Raw genomic sequence first — 18,428 nt, forward strand, 5'->3', positions numbered from 1 at the left:
TCCTCGCCCATCGCCCACCCCCGAAGGGACGACATGGACCTCGCCGCCCCGCCGTCGCAGGTGCTGCCCGACGCCCTGCGCCTCCGGCGCCACCTGCACATCGCCGGCGAGTGGACCGAGTCCACCGCCAGTGACGTGATCGGAGTGGAGAACCCGAGCACCGGTGAGCTGATCGGGCAGGTGCCGGCCGGCACCCCGGCCGACGTGGCCCGCGCCGTCGCCGCGGCCCGCGCCGCCTTCCCCGGCTGGTCGGCCGCCGCCCCCGCCGAGCGGTCCGCTCACCTCGACCGGCTGCACACCGCGCTCGCCGCGCGCGCCGACGACCTCGCCCGCACGATCGCCGTGGAGATGGGCGCGCCGCTCAAGCTCGCCACCCGGGTGCAGGTCGGGTTGCCGCTGACCGTGCTGCGCGACCACGTCGCGCTCGCCGCCCGCCCGCCGGTCGAGGAGAGCATCGGCAACTCCCTCGTCGTCCGCGAACCGATCGGGGTGGTCGGCGCGATCACCCCGTGGAACTACCCACTGCACCAGGTGATGGCGAAGCTGGCGCCCGCGCTGGCGGCCGGCTGCACGGTGGTGCTCAAGCCCAGCGAGCTGACCCCGTTGACCGCGTACCTGCTCTTCGACGCGGTCACCGAGGCCGGGCTGCCGCCGGGTGTGCTCAACCTGGTCCCCGGCACCGGCCCGGTGGTCGGCGAGGCGCTCGCCGGGCACCCCGACGTCGACCTGGTCTCGTTCACCGGCTCCACCGCCACCGGCGCGCGGATCATGCGGCTCGCCGCCGACCGGATCGCCCGGGTCGCGCTGGAGCTGGGCGGCAAGTCCGCCAACGTGATCCTCCCCGACGCCGACCTGGCCACCGCCGTCAAGGTAGGCGTCGGCAACGCCCTGATCAACTCCGGCCAGACCTGCACCGCGTGGACCCGGATGCTGGTGCACCGCGACCGGTACGCCGAGGCGCTCGACCTGATCGCCGCGGCGGTGGCCGGCTACCGCCTCGGCGACCCGTTCGACCCGGCCACCCGGCTCGGCCCACTGGTCTCCGCCGCCCAGGCCGAGCGGGTCCGCGGCCACGTCGACCGGGCCCTCGCCGACGGCGCCCGACTGGTCGTCGGCGGCCCGGACGCCCCGGTGCCCGCCCGGGGGCACTTCGTCGCCCCGACCGTCTTCGCCGACGTCCATCCGGACAGCGCGCTCGCCCAGGAAGAGGTCTTCGGCCCGGTGCTCGCCGTCATCCCATTCGACGACACCGACGAGGCCGTGGCCATCGCCAACAACTCGAAGTACGGGCTGGCCGGGGCGGTCTGGTCGGCCGACACCGACGCCGCGCTGGCGGTGGCCCGGCGGCTGCGCACCGGCGCCGTCGACATCAACGGCGCGCCGTTCAACCCGCTCGCCCCGTTCGGCGGTTACAAGCAGTCCGGCCTCGGCCGGGAGTTGGGCGTGCACGGCCTCGCCGAGTTCTGCGAGCTGAAGGCGATCCAGCGATGAGCGGCCCGGTCACCGTGCGGGCGCTGGTCGCGCGCGGGTCCGGCGCCGAGCTGCGGGTCGAGCAGGTACGCCTGCCCGCGCCCGGCCCCGGCGAGCTGCGGGTGACGATCCACGCAGCCGGCGTCTGCCACTCCGACCTGTCCATGGTGAACGGCACCCTCGCCGCGAAGTTCCCGCTGGTGCTCGGGCACGAGGCGACCGGGGTGGTGGCCGAGGCCGGGCCGGGCAGCCGGCTGGCGGTCGGCACTCCGGTGGTGCTCAACTGGGCGCCCGCCTGCCGGGCCTGCTGGTGGTGTCAGCACGACGAGCCGTGGCTCTGCGCCGCCAACACCGCGCCGACCGTGGCGCGCGGCGAGACCGACGACGGCACCCCGCTGCACCTCACCCTCGGCCTCGGCGCGCTCGCCGAGGCGGTGGTCGTGCCCGAGAGCGCCGTCATCCCGATCCCCGCCGGGCTGCCCCCCGAGCGGGCCGCCCTGCTCGGCTGCGCGGTGCTCACCGGCGCCGGCGCGGTCCGCAGCACCGCCCGGGTGGCCCCCGGCGAGTCGGTGGCGGTGATCGGGCTCGGCGGGGTCGGGCTCGCCGTGCTCACCGCGGCCCGCCGGGCCGGCGCCACGCCGATCCTCGCCGTCGACGTCGCCGAGGCGAAGCGCGACCTGGCGCTCGCCGCCGGCGCGACCGACTTCCTGCTCTCCGACGACCGGCTCTCCAAGGACGTGCGGGCGCGCACCGAGGGTCGGGGCGTCGACCACGCCTTCGAGTGCGTCGGTCGCGCCGCCACCATCCGGGCGGCCTGGCGGCTCACCCGGCGCGGGGGAGCGGTGACCGTGGTCGGCATGGGCGCCAGGGACGACATGGTCAGCCTCGGCGCGCTGGACATCTTCCACTCCGCCCGTACGCTGCGCTCCTCGGTGTACGGCTCGTCCGACCCCGACCGCGAGGTGCCCGAGCTGGCCCGGGCCGCGCTCGACGGCACCCTGGACCTCGCACCGTTGGTCAGTGGGGTGGTCACCCTCGACGAGGCGCCGGCCGCGTTCGATCGGCTGGCGCGGGGCGAGGGCGCCCGCTGGGTGGTCAGCTTCCCGGGCTGAGCTGAGGTCCGGCCGGCGGCCGCTGCTCGATCAACGCGGCGTACCCGTCGAGGAGCCGCCGCAGGCCGAACTCGAAGACGCTCTCCAGGTCGAGGTCCAGGTCGCCCTCGTCAGTGAGCGCGGCCATCGTGGAGTAGCCGCCGCTCGCGATCACGTGCTGGAACGTGGTCACCTGGCGGTCCACCCACTGCTCGTCGGTGAGGCCGCTGTCCTGCTCCGCCTGCGCCCGCATCTCCAGGTTCGTCGCGATGCCGCGTACGTACGCCATCAGCGTGATGGCGACGTGCCAGCGCACGTGCCGGTCGAGGCCCGCACCGGCGGTGGCCCGCAGGCCCCACTCGGTGTGCGCCATGGCATGGGGCAGCACCTGCGGGCGGGCGATCGAGATGACGTGCGGCAGCCAACGGTGCCGCCGGTAGGTCGCCCACTGCGCTCGGGCGAGCAGCTCCAGCCGGGCCCGCCAGCCGGCTGGCGCGACGGCCGGCAGTGGCGCGTTGGCCAGGGCCGTGTCCGCCATCGTGAGGATCAGCTCGTCCCGGCCGCGCACGTGCCGGTAGAGCGACATCGTGGACACCCCCAGCTCGGCGGCGATCTGCCGCATCGACACAGCAGCCAGGCCGCCCGCGTCGGCCCGCGCGATCGCGGCCCGGATCAGCCGCTCCCGGGTCAGATCCCGCTCCGCGCCGTCGCCGCTCCGACCCGCCTGCGGCACCGCCGCGCGGGGCGGGGCGACCACGGTGCCCGCCCCCGGCCGGGTCAGCACCATCCCCTCGTCGCGTAGCAGCGCGAGGACCTTGGTGGCGGTGGCGATGGCCACCCCGTGCTCGCGGGTGAGCTGCCGGGCCGACGGCACCCGATCGCCCGGACGCAGCTCGCCGAGGTCGATCCGGCGGCGGATCCCCGCGGCGATCCGCCGGTACGGCGGCTCGGAACCGGTCATGGAACACCTCCGGTGCAGCGTACTAGTACGAGCCGCTCCCAGCGACCCTCCCCGGCCGAGCGTACTAGGTCGGAACGGGCCCGCTGAGCACGGTGGAAACTACGGTTCAGCGCGCGGGGGAGACCTCCCGTCCGGACCTCGGCGACGGCCGGGTTGACGGTGTACACGCAATCTCAGGAGCGGTGCGATGAACGACAGGACCGTACTCATCTCCGGCGCTGGTGTGGCCGGCCCCGCGCTGGCCTTCTGGCTGCGCCGGCACGGCTTCGCCGTCACCGTCGTGGAGCGGGCGGCCGGGCTCCGCCCCGGCGGGCAGGCGGTGGACGTGCGGGGGACCGCCCGTGAGGTCGTCGAACGGATGGGGCTGACCGCCCGGATCCGGGCCGAGTGCGTCCGGGAGCAGGGCATGGCGTACGTCGACGCGCGGGGTCGGGTGCGCAGCCGGATGCCGGTGCACGCCTTCGACGGCGAGGGCGTCGTGGCGGACATCGAGATCGAGCGCGGCGACCTGGCCCGCTTGCTGTACGAGGAGACCCGCGCCGACGTGGAGTACCTCTTCGACGACTCGATCGAGACGCTCACGCAGACCGGGGACGGGGTGCGGCTCACCTTCGCGCGATCCGCCCCGCGCACCGTGGGCCTGGTCGTCGGGGCAGACGGCTCGCACTCGCGTACCCGGGCGCTGGCCTTCGGCCCCGAGTCGGCGTACGTCCGGCCCCTCGGGGCCTACCTGGCCTACTTCACCACTCCGTACCGGAACGAGAGCGGCTGGTTCGAGATGCACAACGCTCCGGGCGGCCGGGTGGTCGCCACCCGACCGAACCGGCACGGCCGAACGAGCGCGCTGTTCAGCTTCGTCTCCCCGCCGATCGACCTGGACCGCCGGGACCGGGACGCCCAGCAGCGGTTCCTCGCCGAGCGCTTCGCCGACGTCGGCTGGCGGACCGGGGAACTGCTGGCGGCGATGCCCGACGCCCCCGACTTCTACTTCGACCGGTACGGGCAGGTGCGGATGGACACCTGGAGCACCGGGCGGGTAGCGCTGCTCGGCGACGCCGCCTGGTGCCCGTCCCCACTGACCGGGCAGGGAACGAGCCTGTCCCTGGTCGGGGCGTACGTGCTCGCCGGTGAGCTGGCGGCCGCCCGTGGTGACCACGTCGTCGCGTACCGCCGCTACGAGGAGACGCTGCGGGCGCACGTGGCGCGCGGGCAGGAAATTCCGGGTGGAGGCATCTCCGGCTTCCTGCCGGCGACCCGGACCGCGATTCGCCTGCGCGACACAGCTGTGCGCGCGATGACCTCCCGCCCGTTGCGGAAGCTCACCGCGCGGCTCGTCTTCAGCCAGGCCGGCGGGCTGGCCCTGCCGGACTACGCCGTCAGCGCGTGACGATCGTCGGGTGACCCGGCCCCACCCGGTGCGGGTGGGGCCGGTCCCGGTCACTTGCCGGTGACGATGCCCGGGTTAATGCAGAGACCCGGGTTGGCGCCGTTCTTCTCGGCGATCTCCAGGCAGCGGGTCACCTTGTCGACCTTCGCGTTGGTCTCGGTGATCTGCTTCGAGATCTCGGCGTTCTTGCGGTCCTGCTCCAGGTTGCGGGTCTGTGCCAGCTTGTCCTGGAACGCCTTGATGTTGCTCTCGGTCTTTTCGTCGTGGTTCACCCGGGTGATGGTCACCGAGAGGATGTCCACGTCGGTGGCGAGCCGGGTGTCCGCGCTGGCCTTGATGTTCGCCGCGAACGGCTTCAGGTCGACGTTGAGGTCACCGGTCTGAGCGTCGATCTTCTCCAGCGGGTTGTACGCGGCGAACGCGTCGTTGACCGCGCTGTCGAGCTGCACGCCCACCCGCTGGCCCCGGAAGCTGGTGAAGTCTCCCTTGTAGTCCATGAACTGCTTCGGCGCGTTCTCCGGCTTGACCTGCCACTCGATGAGCACCTCGACGCAGGCGTCGGCGAGCGTGCCGGTGCGGACCCGGACACAGTTGTTGCCGCCGATGTGGTCGTACTTCTGCCGGCCCGCGTCCCACTCGCCGACCTTCTGCCAGGGGGCCACCCACTTCAGGCCGGATCCGGTCACCTCGCCGGTGGGCTTGCCGAAGCTGGTGACGATGCCGACCGAGCGGATGGGCACCGAGTGGGCGCTGGAGGCGACGCCGATCAGCACGGTGACGGCGAGGAGGCCGAGCGCCGCGAGGGCGGCCGTCCGTTTCACCGCGCTTCTGGGGGCGACGAGCGCCAGGACGGCGCTGATCGCCAGGGCGACGGCGAAGACGATCGCCATGGTGAAGCCGACGGGCATGGGTTGGGGGCCTTTCGCTGGGCTGTGTGGATCATCAACCTAGGCGGCTCGGTCAAGGCGGCGACGCCGGGGAGTGGCGTTTGCGCACGTCTCCTGCCGGCCGAATATGGATGCCATCGACATGGCTCGACTCGCGGGGGCGGCCGTACGTTTCCTCCACGCGACGGCCCTGTGACCACGGTCACCGAATCGACCGTCGCCGCGACCATGCGGAGGATGAGGCGATGACCGGGCAAGCGCTCCTGTCGGCCCGAGGGCTGACCAGAGACTTCCGGGGCTTCCGGGCGGTCGACGACGTCGACCTCGACGTCGCGCCGGAGAGTGTGCACGCGCTGGTCGGCCCCAACGGCGCCGGCAAGACCACCCTGTTCAACCTGCTCACCGGCTTCCTGCGACCCAGCGGCGGGCGGATCGAGCTGGCCGGGCGGGACGTCACCGGGCTGCCCCCGGAGCAGGTCGCCCGGCTCGGCGTGGCCCGCTCGTTCCAGATCACCAGCCTCTTCCCGCAGCTCTCCGCCCGGGAGCACGTGGCGCTGGCCCTCCAGTCGTCGAGCGGGCTTGGCTGGCGGTTCTGGCGCTCGGCGAAGCTGATGGGCCGCTACACCGAGCGTGCCGACGAACTGCTGGCCATGGTGGGGCTGGCCGACCTGGCGGACGCCCCGTCCGAGGCGCTGGCGTACGGGCGCAAGCGCGCACTGGAGCTGGCGATCGCCCTGGCACTGGACCCGAAGGTGCTGCTGCTCGACGAGCCGACCGCCGGGATGGGCCTCGAAGACGTCGACCGCACCGTCGAGCTGATCGGCCGGGTCCGCCAGGGCCGGACCGTGGTGATGGTCGAGCACAACATGAGCGTGGTCGGCCGGCTCGCCGACACGGTCACCGTGCTGCAGGCCGGCAAGGTCCTGGTCGAGGGCCCGTACGAGCAGGTCCGCGCGGACGAACGCGTGATCACCGCCTACCTGGGAGCCGCTGATGCTGCGCATTGAGAACCTCTCCGCCTGGTACGGCGAGGCGCAGGTGCTGCGGGACGCCAGCCTGGAGGTCGCCGCCGGTGAGGTGGTCACCCTGGTCGGGCGCAACGGCGCCGGCAAGTCCACCCTGCTGCGCTGCGTGATGGGCCTGCACTCCGGCCAGCGCGGCACGGTGGAACTGGACGGGCGCGACGTCGGGAAGCTGCCGGCGCACCGGCGGGCCCGGCTCGGGCTGGGCTGGGTACCCGACGACCGCGGGGCGTACGCCACGCTGACCGTCACCGAGAACCTGACGCTGCCGCCCCGGGTTGGTCCCGACCCGTGGTCGCTGGAGCGCGTGTACGAGGCGTTCCCCGCCCTCTACACCCGGCGCGACTCCGCGGCCACCATGCTCTCCGGCGGCGAGCAGCAGATGCTCGCGCTGGCCCGGGTGCTGCGGATGGGTGCCCGGCTGCTGCTCTGCGACGAGCCCACCGAAGGGCTCTCCCCACTGCTCGTGCAGCAGGTCGGTGACCTGCTGCGGGAGGCCAAGCGGCACGGGGTGACCGTGCTGCTGGTCGAACAGAACCTGCACTTCGCCACCGGTGTCGCCGACCGGCACTACCTGCTGGCCGAGGGACGCGTCGCCGAGGCGATGGACAACTCCGAGGTGCGCTCGCGGGAACGCGAGCTGCTGGCGTACCTCGGGATCTGATTTTTCTCTCAACAACGATCCGCGCGACGAAGCGCGGAATGGATGGAGTGGGCATGCGCAGGACGGTGGGTGTGGCCGCGGCGTCGGCCGCGGTGGTGCTGGTCGCTGGTTGTGGCGGCGGTGGACCCCAGGCGGGCGGCGACCAGAAGCTGACCGGCGACAAGATCGTGCTGGGCGTGCTCAACGACCAGTCGGGGGCGTACTCGGAGTTGTCCGGGAAGAACTCGGTGACGGCGGTGGAGATGGCCATCGCCGACTTCACCGCCAAGTACGGCGACAAGGCGGTGACCAAGGACATCACCGTGGAGACCGCCGACCACCAGAACAAGCCGGACGTGGCCAACTCCAAGGCCCAGGAGATGTACGACCGCAAGGGCGTCGACCTGATCCTGGACGTGCCCACCTCCTCGGCCGCGTTGAAGGTCGCCGACGTGGCCAAGGAGAAGAAGAAGCTCTACTTCAACATCGGCGCGGCGACGACCGACCTGACCGGCAAGAGCTGCAACAAGTACACCTTCCACTACGCCTACGACACGTACATGCTGGCCAACGGCACGGGGAAGACCACCACCGAGCAGATCGGCAAGAACTGGTACATCCTGTACCCGAACTACGCCTTCGGTCAGGACATGGAGAAGAGCTTCTCCACCGCCATCACGGCGGCCGGCGGCAAGGTCGTCGGCAAGGACGGCGCGCCGTTCCCGAACACCAGCGGCGACTTCTCCACGTTCCTGCTCAAGGCGCCGAACCTGAACCCGAAGCCGGACGTGCTGGGCACCATGCAGGCCGGTGCGGAGCTGGTCAACGTGGTGAAGCAGTACAACGAGTTCAAGCTGCGGGACAAGGGCGTCGGCCTCGCGGTGGGGCTGATGTTCCTCACCGACATCCACTCGCTCACCCCGGCGGCGCTGGCCGGCACCACGTACACCGACGCCTGGTACTGGAACTTCGACGCGAAGAACCGGGAGTTCGCCGACCGGTTCCAGCAGAAGGCCGGCACCCGACCGACCTTCGCGCACGCGGCCAACTACTCGGCGGCGTTGCAGTACCTGGAGGCGGTGCAGGCCGCCGGCACCGACGACGCGGACGCCGTCGTCAAGGGCCTGGAAGGCAAGACAATCGAGGACGTCTTCCTGCGCAACGGCAAGATCCGCGCCGAGGACCACCGGGTGGTGCACGACGCGTACCTGGCCCAGGTGAAGCCGCAGTCCGAGGTCACCGAGCCGTGGGACTACGTCAAGGTGCTCAAGACGATCCCCGCCGCGGAGGCGTTCCGCGCGCCGTCAGCGGACTGCAAGCTGTGAGCGTGTGACGCTGTGTCCGGATTCGCGCAGAACACGTTCAACGGGTTGGTGAGCGGGGCGTTCTACGCCCTGCTCGCCCTCGGGCTCGCGGTCATCTTCGGCATGCTGCGGGTGGTCAACTTCGCCCACGGCGCGTTCTACATGCTCGGCGCGTTCGGCGCGTACGTGCTGCTCACCGAGGCGGGCGTGCCGTTCTGGGCGGCCCTGGTGATCATGCCGGTGGGGTTGGGCCTGCTCGGCATGGCGCTGGAGCGGGCGGTGATCCACCGACTGACCAGACTCGACCCGCTCTACAACTTCCTGCTCACCTTCGGCCTGACGCTGATCCTGCAGGATCTGGTGAAGCTGCGCTACGGCGTGCAGTCCAGCCCGTACGCCACCCCGTCGCTGTTGAGCGGGACGGTGAACTTCGGGCTCTTCGACTTCCCGACCTACCGGGTGTTCATCCTCGGCTTCGCGGTGCTGCTCTGCGTCGCGGTGTGGTGGGTGCTCACCCGGACCCGGATCGGCATGGTGGTCCGCGCGGCCACCGAGCGGCCCGACCTGACCCGGGCGTTCGGTATCGACGTCGGACGCTGGGTGACGCCGGTCTTCGGCTTCGGCATCGGGTTGGCCGGGCTGGCCGGCGTGCTGGCCGCGCCGATGCGCGCGGTCAACCCGCTGATGGGCGCCGATCTGATCATCGTGGTCTTCGCGGTGGTGGTGATCGGTGGGCTGGGCTCGATCTTCGGCTCGGTCGCCGCCGGTTTCGGCATCGGCCTGGTCCAGGCGTGGGGCGAGGCGTACCTGTCCAACTTTCCGATCGTGTCGCAGACGATCGTCTTCATCGTGATGGCCGTCGTGCTGCTCTGGCGGCCGGCCGGCCTGTTCGGTCGTGAGGAGGCGCCGGCATGACCAGCACTGTGGACACCCCGGCGGACGCGCCCCGAGCGGCGCCACCGTCCGGACTGGTCGCCGTGGCCCGCGCCCCTGGCTGGGTGCGGTACGCGCTGCTCGCCGTCGGGCTGGCCGCCGCCGCCTGGCTGCCCAACGGCCTCTACCCGGCGGTGGCGGTGGACATCCTCTGCTGGGCGCTGTTCGCGGTCGCCGTGGACCTGCTGCTCGGCTTCACCGGGCTGATGTCCTTCGGGCACGCCGCGTTCTGGGGCACCTCGGCGTACGTCACCGGGTTGGTGGCCATCCACGCCGGCCTGCCGTTCCCGCTGGCGGTGCTGGCCGGGGCGCTCGCCGCGGCCGTGCTGGCGGTGCCGATCGGTTACCTGGCGGTCAAGCGGACCGGCATCTATTTCGCCATGGTGACCCTGGCCTTCGCGCAGATGGTCTACTACGTCGCCAACGAGTGGCGCTCGGTGACCCAGGGCGAGAACGGCCTGCAGGGGGTGCCCCGGGAGTTGTTCGGCTGGGACCTCACCGACGACTACTACTTCTACTACGCGATCCTGCCGATCGTGCTGCTCGGGCTGGCCGCCGCCTGGCGGATCGTGCACTCGCCGTTCGGTCGGGTGCTGGTCGGCATCCGGGACAATCCGGCCCGGGCGCGGGCGCTGGGCTATCCGGTGCACCGCTACAAGCTCACCGCGTTCGTGCTCTCCGGGTTCATCGCCGGGCTCGGCGGCGGGCTGTTCGCGGTCGGCCACCGCTTCGTCTCACTGGACGTGCTGCACTGGACCACCTCCGGCAAGGCGGTCATCGTGGTCGTGCTCGGCGGGATCGGCACGCTCTGGGGTGGGGTGCTCGGCGCCGGGATCGTGGTCCGGCTGGAGGACTGGTTGTCGTTCTCCGGGTTCGAGGCGATCGGCCTGGTCACCGGCGGCATCTTCGTCCTCGTCGTGGTGCTGTTCCGGCGCGGCATCTGGGGCAGCGCCGCCGCGCTGGCCCGCAGACTGGCGGCGCGCCGCCGGTAAATCCCGCGACGGCGCGTCCACCGCGCGCTGTTTCAGCGCACCCCCGGGTAGTAGGGAACACCTACCCGGGGGTGCGTCTGGTGCTGACCGATCCGATGCTGGCGGATGCCGTGCGAGGGCGTCCGGGTCGGGCTGGACGTGTACCGCCGGGAGCCGGGCCGCCGCATGCCTGGTGACCTCCCGACCGCACCGAGCGGGCGTGGGCCGAGCGTGACGCCCACCACATACGATACGGATCCGTTCCGTATCGTTAATGCCGGCCTTACGCTGTCCGCAGTTACGAGTCTGGCCCGTATCGTATTGCGCGGCGGGTGAAACCGGGGGGAGAACCGGGCATGGAGCTGCACGACAACACCGGACACCCGAGGAGGTGGGCGATCCTGGGGGTGCTGGTGATCAGCCTCCTCGTGGTCGTCCTCGACAACACGATCCTCAACGTCGCCCTGCGCACCCTGGCCGACCCGGTGCACGGCCTCGGCGCCAGCCAGGGCGAGCTGGAGTGGTCCATCAACTCCTACACTCTGGTCTTCGCCGGGCTGCTGTTCACCTTCGGGGTGCTCGGCGACCGCGCCGGCCGCAAGCGCTTCCTGATGATCGGCCTGGCGCTGTTCGGGCTGGCGTCGTTGCTCTCCGCGTACGCCCAGAGCCCGGCCCAGCTGATCGCGGCCCGCGCCCTGATGGGGGTCGGCGGCGCGGCCATCATGCCGGTGACGCTGTCGATCATCTCCAACGTCTTCGACCCACGTGAGCGCGGCCGGGCGATCGGCGTCTGGGCCGGTGCGGTCGGGCTCGCCGTGGCGATCGGCCCGATCCTCGGCGGCGCCCTGCTGGAGCACTTCTGGTGGGGCTCGGTCTTCCTGATCAACGTGCCGGTGGTGGCCGCCGGCGTGATCCTGGTCGCGCTGCTGGTCCCCGAGTCGCGCGACCCGCGCCCGGGCCGCGTCGACGTGCCCGGCGTCCTGCTCTCCGTGATCGGCCTGGTCGCCCTCTCCTACGGCATCATCGACGGCGGCGAGCACGGCTTCGGCCGGCCGGTGGCCTGGGGCTCGATCCTGGTCGGCCTGGCGGTGCTGGCCTGGTTCGTGCAGCACGAGCGGCGCAGCGACCACCCGTCGCTGGACGTCCGGCTGTTCACGCTGCCCCGGTTCGCCGCACCCGTGGCCATCGTCGGCCTGGTGTTCTTCGCCGCGATGGGCGTGATGTTCTTCAGCTCGTTCTACCTGCAGCTGGTGCGCGACTACAGCCCGCTGCAGACCGGCCTGCTCTTCCTGCCCTTCGCCGGCGCCCAGCTGATCTTCGCGCCGCGCAGCGCCGCGATGGTCCGCCGCTACGGCGGCCGGGCGGTCGCCACCGTCGGGCTGGCGCTGACCACGGTGGCACTTGCCGCGTTCGCCTTCGTCGACGCGACCACCCCGATCTGGATCGTGCTGGTCGTGTTCTTCTTCCAGGGCGTCGGAATGGCCAACATCATGCCGCCGGCTACCGAGTCGATCATGTCGGCTCTGCCTCGCGAGAAGGCCGGCGTGGGCTCCGCGGTGAGCAACACCGTCCGCCAGGTGGCCGGCGCGCTCGGCGTGGCGGTCCTCGGTTCGGTGCTCTCCGCGGTCTACCGGGCCGACGTGGACGGTGCGCTGACCGGCCTGCCCGCGCAGGCCCGCGAGGCGGCCAACGAGTCGATCTCCGGGGCGTACGCGGCGGCCGGGCAACTCGGCCCGGCGGCGCCGACGCTGATCTCGGCGGCCAACGACGCCTTCGTCACCGCCATGCACTGGGCGGCGGCGCTGTCCGCGGTGGTCGCCGCGCTCGGGATCCTCGTGGTGCTGCGCTGGATGCCGGGCCGGGAGGCCGCGGCTGCCGTACCGGCGGCGCCGGCCGCCGAGCCCGAGTTGGCCGGGACGGCCTAGGTTCGGGGACAATGTCCGACATGACGTCCACAGCTGATGCTCCGCGGTCGCCCGGGCGGCCGCGGAGCCTCCGCGCCGATGAGGCGATCATCGAGGCCACCCTCGACCTGCTCGCCGAGGGCAGCACCATCGAAGCGCTCTCGATCGAGGCGATCGCTGCCCGCGCCGGGGTCGGCAAGGCCACCATCTACCGCCGCTGGGCCGGCAAGGACGCCCTGTTGCTGGACGCGCTGCGCCGGCTCAAGGGCGTCCTGCCGCAGCCCGAGGGGCACACCGTCCGGGACGACCTGATCCTGCTGGTCGGCGCGATCGGGAAGAACGTCGACCCGCGCGCGGCGAAGATCATGCCCTGCCTGGTGCCCGCGGTGAACCGCAGCCCGGACCAGTTCCAGCTCTACCAGAACATCATCGCCCCGCGCCGGCAGCTGATGCGCGAGGTGCTGCGACGGGGCGTCAGCGAGGGGGTGCTCCGGCCCGACCTCGACCTGGAGGTGACCATGGCGCTGCTCACCGGGCCGATGCTGATCCAGCGCGTGCTGCAGTGGAACCCGGAGCTGGACGAGCGGACCCTGCCAGAGCAGGTCGTCGACACCGTGTTGGAGGGCATCCAGGCCCGCTGACCCGGCCCGCTGGCTGACCGGTCCGGCCTGCCGGCCGGGGGTCAGCTGGCGGGGGCGCGGAGCCGGTGCAGGCGCAGCGCAAGCTGCACCTCCAACGCCCGCTCGGGCTTCTGCCAGTCGGCGCCGAGCAACTGCCCCACCCGTTCCAACCGCTGGGTCACCGTGTTGACGTGCACGTGCAACTGCTCGGCGGCCCGGGCCAGGCTGCCGCCCACCCCGAAGTACGCCTCCAGCGTCCGCACCAGCGCCGTGCCCCGCCGGGCGTCGTAGTCGACCACCGGCCCGACGGTGGCGGTGAGGAACTGCGCCACGTCCTTCTCGCCCCGGTCACCGACCGTGCCCAGCAGCAGCCCGACGAAGCCCAGCTCGGCGGTGCTCGCCCCCTGGCCGGAGCGGCCCAGCGCGCCGAGTGCCGTGAGGCAGCGGTCCGCCTCGTGGAACGTGCCGGCCAGCGACGCCGGCCCGGTCGACGGGCCGCTCGCCCCGGCGGTCACCGGCCGGCCGGTCACCCGGGACAGGTCCCGGGCCACCGCACGGGCGCTGGCACCGGCGTCCCGCCCGGGCAGCATCAGCACCACCCGGCCGTCGCGGGCCGCGGCCAGGCCGCCCCGGGCCGAGGCGTACGTGGTGGCCCAGGAGAACACCCGCTGCCGGGCAGAGCCGGTGGCGGCGATCGCGTCGTCGCCCACCGCCACCAGCACGTGCGGCGCGTCCAGGTCCACCCCGAGCCGGCGGGCGCGGTCGTGCAGGGCGTCGGTGTCGCGCAGCGGCCGGGCGATCAGGTCGTCCAGCAGCTCGCCGCGTACCCGCCCCTCGGCCTCGGCCACGGTGCGGCGGAACAGCAGCAGCAGTGCGGTGACCAGCGCGGCCCGTTCCAGGATCCGCTGGTCGGCGTCGACCAGCTCGTCGTCCGGTCGCAGCACCAGGGCGCCCAGGTTCTCCGTGCCCGCCACCACCGCCGCGTACCAGAGCGGGCCTCGGCGCACGCTGCGCCCCTCGGTCCGGGACGCGGCCACCGCCTCGACGATGTCCGCCCGGTCCGGCTCGTCGATCTCGCCGACCCGGGCCAGCAGCCGGCCCTCGGCGTCCAGCGCCAGCAGCGCCCCGTCCAGCACCTCGGTCACCGCGGCTGCCACGTCCTCCACCCCGCCACCCCGCAGCACCAGCCCCGTCATCCGGTCGTGTGCGGCCGCCGCCCGCTCCACAGAGCTGCTGTGCGCGCGGATGGTGGTGTTCGCCGCCGACAGCTCGGCCAGCGCCGAGCGGGTCTCGGCCAGTAGCCGGGCGGTGTCGATCGCCACGGCGGCGTGCGCGGCCAGGGAGACCAGCAGCGCCACCTCCTCGCGGGCGAACGGGCGGGCCGAGCGGTTGGCCGAGTAGAGGACCCCGATCGAGGTGGAGCCGAGCCGCAGCGGTACCCCGAGGATCGCCACCAGACCCTCCTCGCCGACCCCGGCGTCGATCTCCCCGGTGTGGTGGAAGCGCTCGTCCTCGCCGTAGTTGGCGGTGACGTACGGGGCACCGGACTGGGCCACCAGGCCGCCGAGGCCAGCGCCCATCGGCAGCCGCAGCCGCTGGAAGCGGGCCGAGACCGACCCGTCGGTGACCCGCATGTAGGTGTCGCCGCGCTCCTCGTCGTCGAGAGTCATGTAGGCCACGTCGGCGCCGAGCAGGTTGCGGGCCCGGTGCACGATCGCCCGCAGCACATCGTCCAGGTCGCGCAGCCCGGCGAGGTCGCTGACCGTGTCGTACAGGCCGGACAGCTCGGTCTCCCGGCGCCGCCGGCGCTCCAGCAGCGCGCGGACCCGCAGCGCCACCGTCCTGGCCTGTTCCAGCTCGGCCAGTCGGTCGGCGGGCAGCCCGGCGGCCCGCGCGGCCACCAGCGGTCCCTCGAACTCGACCGGCGCGGCCTCGCGGGCGAGCAGTTCCAGGAACTCCACCGGCGACGACATGGTCGACATTGTGCTCGGGCCCACTAGTTGGCCGTCCAGCCCCCGTCGAGCGCGATCGACGCGCCCGTGATGAAGGCCGCCGGCGCGGAGCAGAGGTACGCCATCAGCTCGGCCACCTCCTCCGGTTCGATCAGCCGCTTGATGGCGGCCCGGGCCAGCATGATCTTCTCGATCACCTCAGTCTCCGGGAGGCCGTGGCTGGCGGCCTGGTCGGCGATCTGGCTCTCCACCAGCGCGGTGCGCACGTACGCCGGGTTGATGCAGTTGGCGGTCACCCCGTGCGCGGCGCCCTCCAGCGCGACCACCTTCGACAGCCCTTCCAGGGCGTGCTTGGCGGAGACGTAGGCCGCCTTGAACGGCGAGGCGCGCAGCCCGTGCACCGAGGAGATGTTGATGATCCGGCCCCAGCCCCGGGCGTACATGTGCGGCAGGGCGCGGCGGATGATCAGGAACGGCGCCTCGACCATCACCCGCTGGATGTACTCGAAACGCTCGACGGGAAAGTCCTGCAGCGGCGCCACGTGCTGGAGCCCGGCGTTGTTGACGACGATGTCCACGTCCACGTCGAGCCGGTCCACCGCCGCGGTGTCGGCGAGGTCCATCCCCTCGGCGTGGCCGCCGGCCTCGGCGGCCACCGCCTGGGCCGCCTCCAGGTTCCGGTCCACCACGAGCACCTTGGCGCCGGCCGCGCCCAGTCGCAGGGCGCAGGCCCGCCCGATGCCGCTGCCGCCCCCGGTGACCAGGGCGGTACGACCGGCGAGGTCGACCTGTACGACGTGGGGGACCGCCACGGGTTCTGCCGTCATGGCGCAAGAAGTTACGAGCTGTGTGGCCCTGGGCACATGGGGCAGCGACACATACTCCGCACCAAAGCTGTGTGGCCACCCCCGCTCCCGTCGATCATGGTGTTGTGGTGCCCGATCGATCCAGATTTGCGGCCTCTGTCGCCCACCACAAATCCATGATCGACTGGGGCGGGCGTGTCTGTTGAGGCGGGTGGGAGGGCGGGCAGTAGTGTGTCGAACACACGTACTGGTGATGGTTGGGGAGGGGCGGCGTGCGGGTGCTCGGTGTCGACCCGGGGCTGACCCGGTGCGGGGTGGGCGTGGTCGAGGGCGTGCCCGGTCGGCCCTGCACCCTGGTCGCCTACTACGTGATCTACACCGACCCGGCTGACGACCTGTCGCTGCGGCTGCTGCACCTGGACCGGTCGCTGAGCGAGTTGGTCGCCGAGCACCAGCCGGAGAGCGTCGCCGTCGAGCGGGTGTTCAGCCAGCACAACGTGCGCACGGTGATGGGCACCGCGCAGGCCAGCGGCATCGCCGTGCTGGCCGGGGCGCGCGCCGGGTTGCCGGTGCAGACGTACACCCCCAGCGAGGTGAAGGCGGCGGTGACCGGTTCCGGTCAGGCCGACAAGGCGCAGATGACCGCGATGGTGACCCGGCTGCTGCGGCTGGCCGAGCCGCCCAAGCCGGCCGACGCCGCCGACGCGCTCGCCCTGGCCATCTGCCACGTGTGGCGGGGCGGCACCCGTTCCAAACTGGCCGCGGCGGCCGACCGGGCACGACGAGGAGGGGCACGATGATCGCCAGCGTGCGCGGCACGGTGACCGCGACAGGTCCGGACCAGGCCGTGATCGAGGTCGGCGGGGTCGGCCTGGCCGTGCACTGCGCCCCGGGGACACTGGCCGACCTGCGGGTCGGCCAGACCGCCCGGCTGGCCACCAGCCTGGTGGTCCGGGAGGATTCGCTGACCCTCTACGGCTTCGCCGACGACGACGCCAAGGCGCTGTTCGAGCTGCTCCAGACCGCCAGCGGGGTCGGCCCGCGGCTGGCCCAGGCGGTGCTGGCCGTGCACACCCCGGACGCGGTCCGCAAGGCGATCGCCAACGCCGACACCGCCGCGCTGACCCGGGTGCCCGGGATCGGCAAGAAGGGCGCCGAGCGCCTGGTGCTGGAGCTGCGCGACCGGATCGGCCCGGTGGCGATCGGCGCCGACGGCGTGGGCGGCGTGACCGGGGGCAGTTGGCCCGAGCAGGTCCGCCAGGCGCTGGTCGGGCTGGGCTGGACGGCCGGGCAGGCCGACCAGGCGGTGGCCGCGGTGGCGGAGACCGTCGATGGCGAGACCCCGCCCGTGCCGGTCCTGCTCAGGCAGGCCATCCGCCTGCTGGGTCGCACCCGGTGAGTGAGACCGAAGGGCTTGTCTCGGCGTACGTCAGCGACGCGGAGCGGGACGCCGAGGCCACCGTCCGGCCCCGGAGGCTGGCCGAGTTCATCGCTCAGGACCGGGTCCGCGACCAGCTCGACCTGTTGTTGCAGGGCGCCATGCGGCGGGGCTCGCCGCCGGATCACATCCTGCTCTCCGGCCCGCCCGGCCTGGGTAAGACCAGCCTGGCCAACATCGTCGCCGCCGAGTTGGGCGCGGGCATCCGGGTGACCAGCGGCCCGGCGATCGAGCGCTCCGGTGACCTGGCGGCCATCCTGACCAGCCTCGCCGAGGGCGACGTGCTGTTCATCGACGAGATCCACCGGATCGCCCGGCCTGCCGAGGAGCTGCTCTACAGCGCCATGGAGGACTTCCGGGTCGACGTGGTGGTCGGCAAGGGACCGGGCGCCACCGCCATCCCGCTGGACGTCGAGCCGTTCACCCTGGTCGGCGCGACCACCCGGTCGGGCCTGTTGACCGGGCCGATGCGGGACCGGTTCGGCTTCGTGGCACACCTGGATTTCTACGCCCCGGCTGACCTGGAGACGCTGCTGCACCGCTCGGCACGGATTCTCGGAGTGCCGATCACCGCCGAGGGCGCGACCGAGATCGCCGGCCGGTCCCGGGGCACACCGCGGATCGCCAACCGGCTGTTGCGTCGGGTCCGCGACTACGCGGAGGTGCGGGCCGACGGGGTGGTCGATCTCGCCACCGCCCGTGCCGCGTTGATCGTGTACGACGTGGACGCGCTGGGCCTGGACCGGCTCGACCGGGCGGTGCTGACCGCGCTGGTCGACTCGTTCCGGGGTGGTCCGGTGGGGTTGTCCACCCTCGCCGTGGCAGTGGGGGAGCAGCCGGACACGGTCGAGGAGGTCTGTGAGCCCTTCCTGGTCCGCGCCGGTCTGCTGGCCCGTACCCCGCGGGGTCGGGTGGCCACCGAGGCCGCCTGGCGGCATCTGGGGCGTACGCCGCCGAATGGTAGATTTGGGGCGGATATCCCATCGGCGCCCGATCTGTTCTCGTCGGATGCCGATCAGGCGTGATGTGAACGTGATCT

Annotated in this window: 17 protein-coding genes; 13 read left to right on the plus strand and 4 right to left on the minus strand. The window is 72.5% G+C overall.

The window, feature by feature from the left end:
• Nucleotides 1-33 precede the first annotated feature (33 nt).
• The gene (locus ABZV00_RS14225) at nucleotides 34-1,491 is read left to right on the plus strand and encodes an aldehyde dehydrogenase family protein (protein ID WP_355605690.1); all 1,458 of its coding nucleotides are present in this window, start codon (nucleotides 34-36) and stop codon (nucleotides 1,489-1,491) included.
• Nucleotides 1,488-2,582: a zinc-binding dehydrogenase gene (locus ABZV00_RS14230; protein WP_355605692.1), complete on the plus strand. Its 1,095-nt coding sequence runs from the start codon at nucleotides 1,488-1,490 to the stop codon at nucleotides 2,580-2,582. The genes ABZV00_RS14225 and ABZV00_RS14230 overlap by 4 nt, the downstream gene beginning before the upstream one ends.
• On the opposite strand, the gene ABZV00_RS14235 is transcribed toward ABZV00_RS14230, so the two are convergent.
• A complete protein-coding gene (locus tag ABZV00_RS14235) occupies nucleotides 2,566-3,522 on the minus strand; it encodes a TetR/AcrR family transcriptional regulator C-terminal domain-containing protein (protein ID WP_355605695.1) in 957 nt (318 codons plus the stop codon). The two genes, ABZV00_RS14230 and ABZV00_RS14235, sit on opposite strands and share 17 nt — an antisense overlap.
• 187 nt (nucleotides 3,523-3,709) lie before the next feature.
• On the opposite strand from ABZV00_RS14235, the gene ABZV00_RS14240 reads away from it, so the two are divergent.
• Complete coding sequence (locus ABZV00_RS14240; RefSeq protein WP_355605698.1) at nucleotides 3,710-4,909, plus strand: FAD-dependent monooxygenase; 1,200 nt, start codon at nucleotides 3,710-3,712, stop codon at nucleotides 4,907-4,909.
• A gap of 50 nt (nucleotides 4,910-4,959) precedes the next feature.
• Here ABZV00_RS14240 and ABZV00_RS14245 read toward each other — a convergent pair whose 3' ends face one another.
• Nucleotides 4,960-5,817 carry an SPFH domain-containing protein gene (locus ABZV00_RS14245; protein WP_328426014.1) on the minus strand — a complete coding sequence of 286 codons (858 nt, stop codon included), beginning with the start codon at nucleotides 5,815-5,817 and terminating at the stop codon, nucleotides 4,960-4,962.
• Nucleotides 5,818-6,041: 224 nt separating this feature from the next.
• On the opposite strand from ABZV00_RS14245, the gene ABZV00_RS14250 reads away from it, so the two are divergent.
• The 7 genes from ABZV00_RS14250 (at nucleotide 6,042) to ABZV00_RS14280 (ending at nucleotide 13,214) form a co-directional block, all read left to right on the plus strand.
• The gene (locus ABZV00_RS14250) at nucleotides 6,042-6,803 is read left to right on the plus strand and encodes an ABC transporter ATP-binding protein (RefSeq protein ID WP_355605702.1); all 762 of its coding nucleotides are present in this window, start codon (nucleotides 6,042-6,044) and stop codon (nucleotides 6,801-6,803) included.
• A complete protein-coding gene (locus ABZV00_RS14255) occupies nucleotides 6,790-7,482 on the plus strand; it encodes an ABC transporter ATP-binding protein (protein WP_328426018.1) in 693 nt (230 codons plus the stop codon). Before ABZV00_RS14250 ends, ABZV00_RS14255 begins: the two co-directional genes overlap by 14 nt.
• A gap of 53 nt (nucleotides 7,483-7,535) precedes the next feature.
• Nucleotides 7,536-8,786: an ABC transporter substrate-binding protein gene (locus ABZV00_RS14260; RefSeq protein ID WP_328426020.1), complete on the plus strand. Its 1,251-nt coding sequence runs from the start codon at nucleotides 7,536-7,538 to the stop codon at nucleotides 8,784-8,786.
• A gap of 12 nt (nucleotides 8,787-8,798) precedes the next feature.
• Nucleotides 8,799-9,680 (plus strand): branched-chain amino acid ABC transporter permease, encoded by an 882-nt coding sequence (locus ABZV00_RS14265; protein ID WP_109818387.1) that lies wholly within the window; start codon nucleotides 8,799-8,801, stop codon nucleotides 9,678-9,680.
• Nucleotides 9,677-10,690 (plus strand): branched-chain amino acid ABC transporter permease, encoded by a 1,014-nt coding sequence (locus ABZV00_RS14270; protein ID WP_328426025.1) that lies wholly within the window; start codon nucleotides 9,677-9,679, stop codon nucleotides 10,688-10,690. Before ABZV00_RS14265 ends, ABZV00_RS14270 begins: the two co-directional genes overlap by 4 nt.
• A 335-nt stretch (nucleotides 10,691-11,025) precedes the next feature.
• Entirely contained in the window at nucleotides 11,026-12,594 is a 1,569-nt protein-coding gene (locus tag ABZV00_RS14275; protein ID WP_355605707.1) for an MFS transporter, read from the plus strand.
• Between the two features lie 11 nt (nucleotides 12,595-12,605).
• Complete coding sequence (locus tag ABZV00_RS14280) at nucleotides 12,606-13,214, plus strand: TetR/AcrR family transcriptional regulator (RefSeq protein WP_328413958.1); 609 nt, start codon at nucleotides 12,606-12,608, stop codon at nucleotides 13,212-13,214.
• A 41-nt stretch (nucleotides 13,215-13,255) separates the two neighbouring features.
• On the opposite strand, the gene ABZV00_RS14285 is transcribed toward ABZV00_RS14280, so the two are convergent.
• Together ABZV00_RS14285 and ABZV00_RS14290 are read right to left on the minus strand one after the other, a co-directional pair.
• Nucleotides 13,256-15,175, minus strand: a complete 1,920-nt coding sequence (locus ABZV00_RS14285) for a helix-turn-helix domain-containing protein (protein WP_328413959.1) — start codon at nucleotides 15,173-15,175, stop codon at nucleotides 13,256-13,258.
• A gap of 14 nt (nucleotides 15,176-15,189) precedes the next feature.
• Entirely contained in the window at nucleotides 15,190-15,972 is a 783-nt protein-coding gene (locus tag ABZV00_RS14290; protein WP_355605712.1) for a 3-hydroxybutyrate dehydrogenase, read from the minus strand.
• Nucleotides 15,973-16,223: 251 nt separating this feature from the next.
• Between ABZV00_RS14290 and ruvC the strand changes: the two genes are divergently transcribed.
• The 3 genes from ruvC to ruvB are packed head-to-tail and all read left to right on the plus strand — an operon-like array spanning nucleotide 16,224 to nucleotide 18,414.
• Nucleotides 16,224-16,751, plus strand: coding sequence for a crossover junction endodeoxyribonuclease RuvC (gene ruvC, locus ABZV00_RS14295; RefSeq protein ID WP_355605715.1), 528 nt, complete (start codon nucleotides 16,224-16,226; stop codon nucleotides 16,749-16,751).
• Nucleotides 16,748-17,350, plus strand: coding sequence for a Holliday junction branch migration protein RuvA (gene ruvA / locus ABZV00_RS14300; RefSeq protein ID WP_355605718.1), 603 nt, complete (start codon nucleotides 16,748-16,750; stop codon nucleotides 17,348-17,350). Before ruvC ends, ruvA begins: the two co-directional genes overlap by 4 nt.
• Nucleotides 17,347-18,414 carry a Holliday junction branch migration DNA helicase RuvB gene (gene ruvB, locus ABZV00_RS14305; protein ID WP_355605721.1) on the plus strand — a complete coding sequence of 356 codons (1,068 nt, stop codon included), beginning with the start codon at nucleotides 17,347-17,349 and terminating at the stop codon, nucleotides 18,412-18,414. Before ruvA ends, ruvB begins: the two co-directional genes overlap by 4 nt.
• Nucleotides 18,415-18,428: the final 14 nt, after the last annotated feature.

The organism is Micromonospora sp. NPDC005173, assembly GCF_040608515.1.
Lineage (GTDB): Bacteria > Actinomycetota > Actinomycetes > Mycobacteriales > Micromonosporaceae > Micromonospora.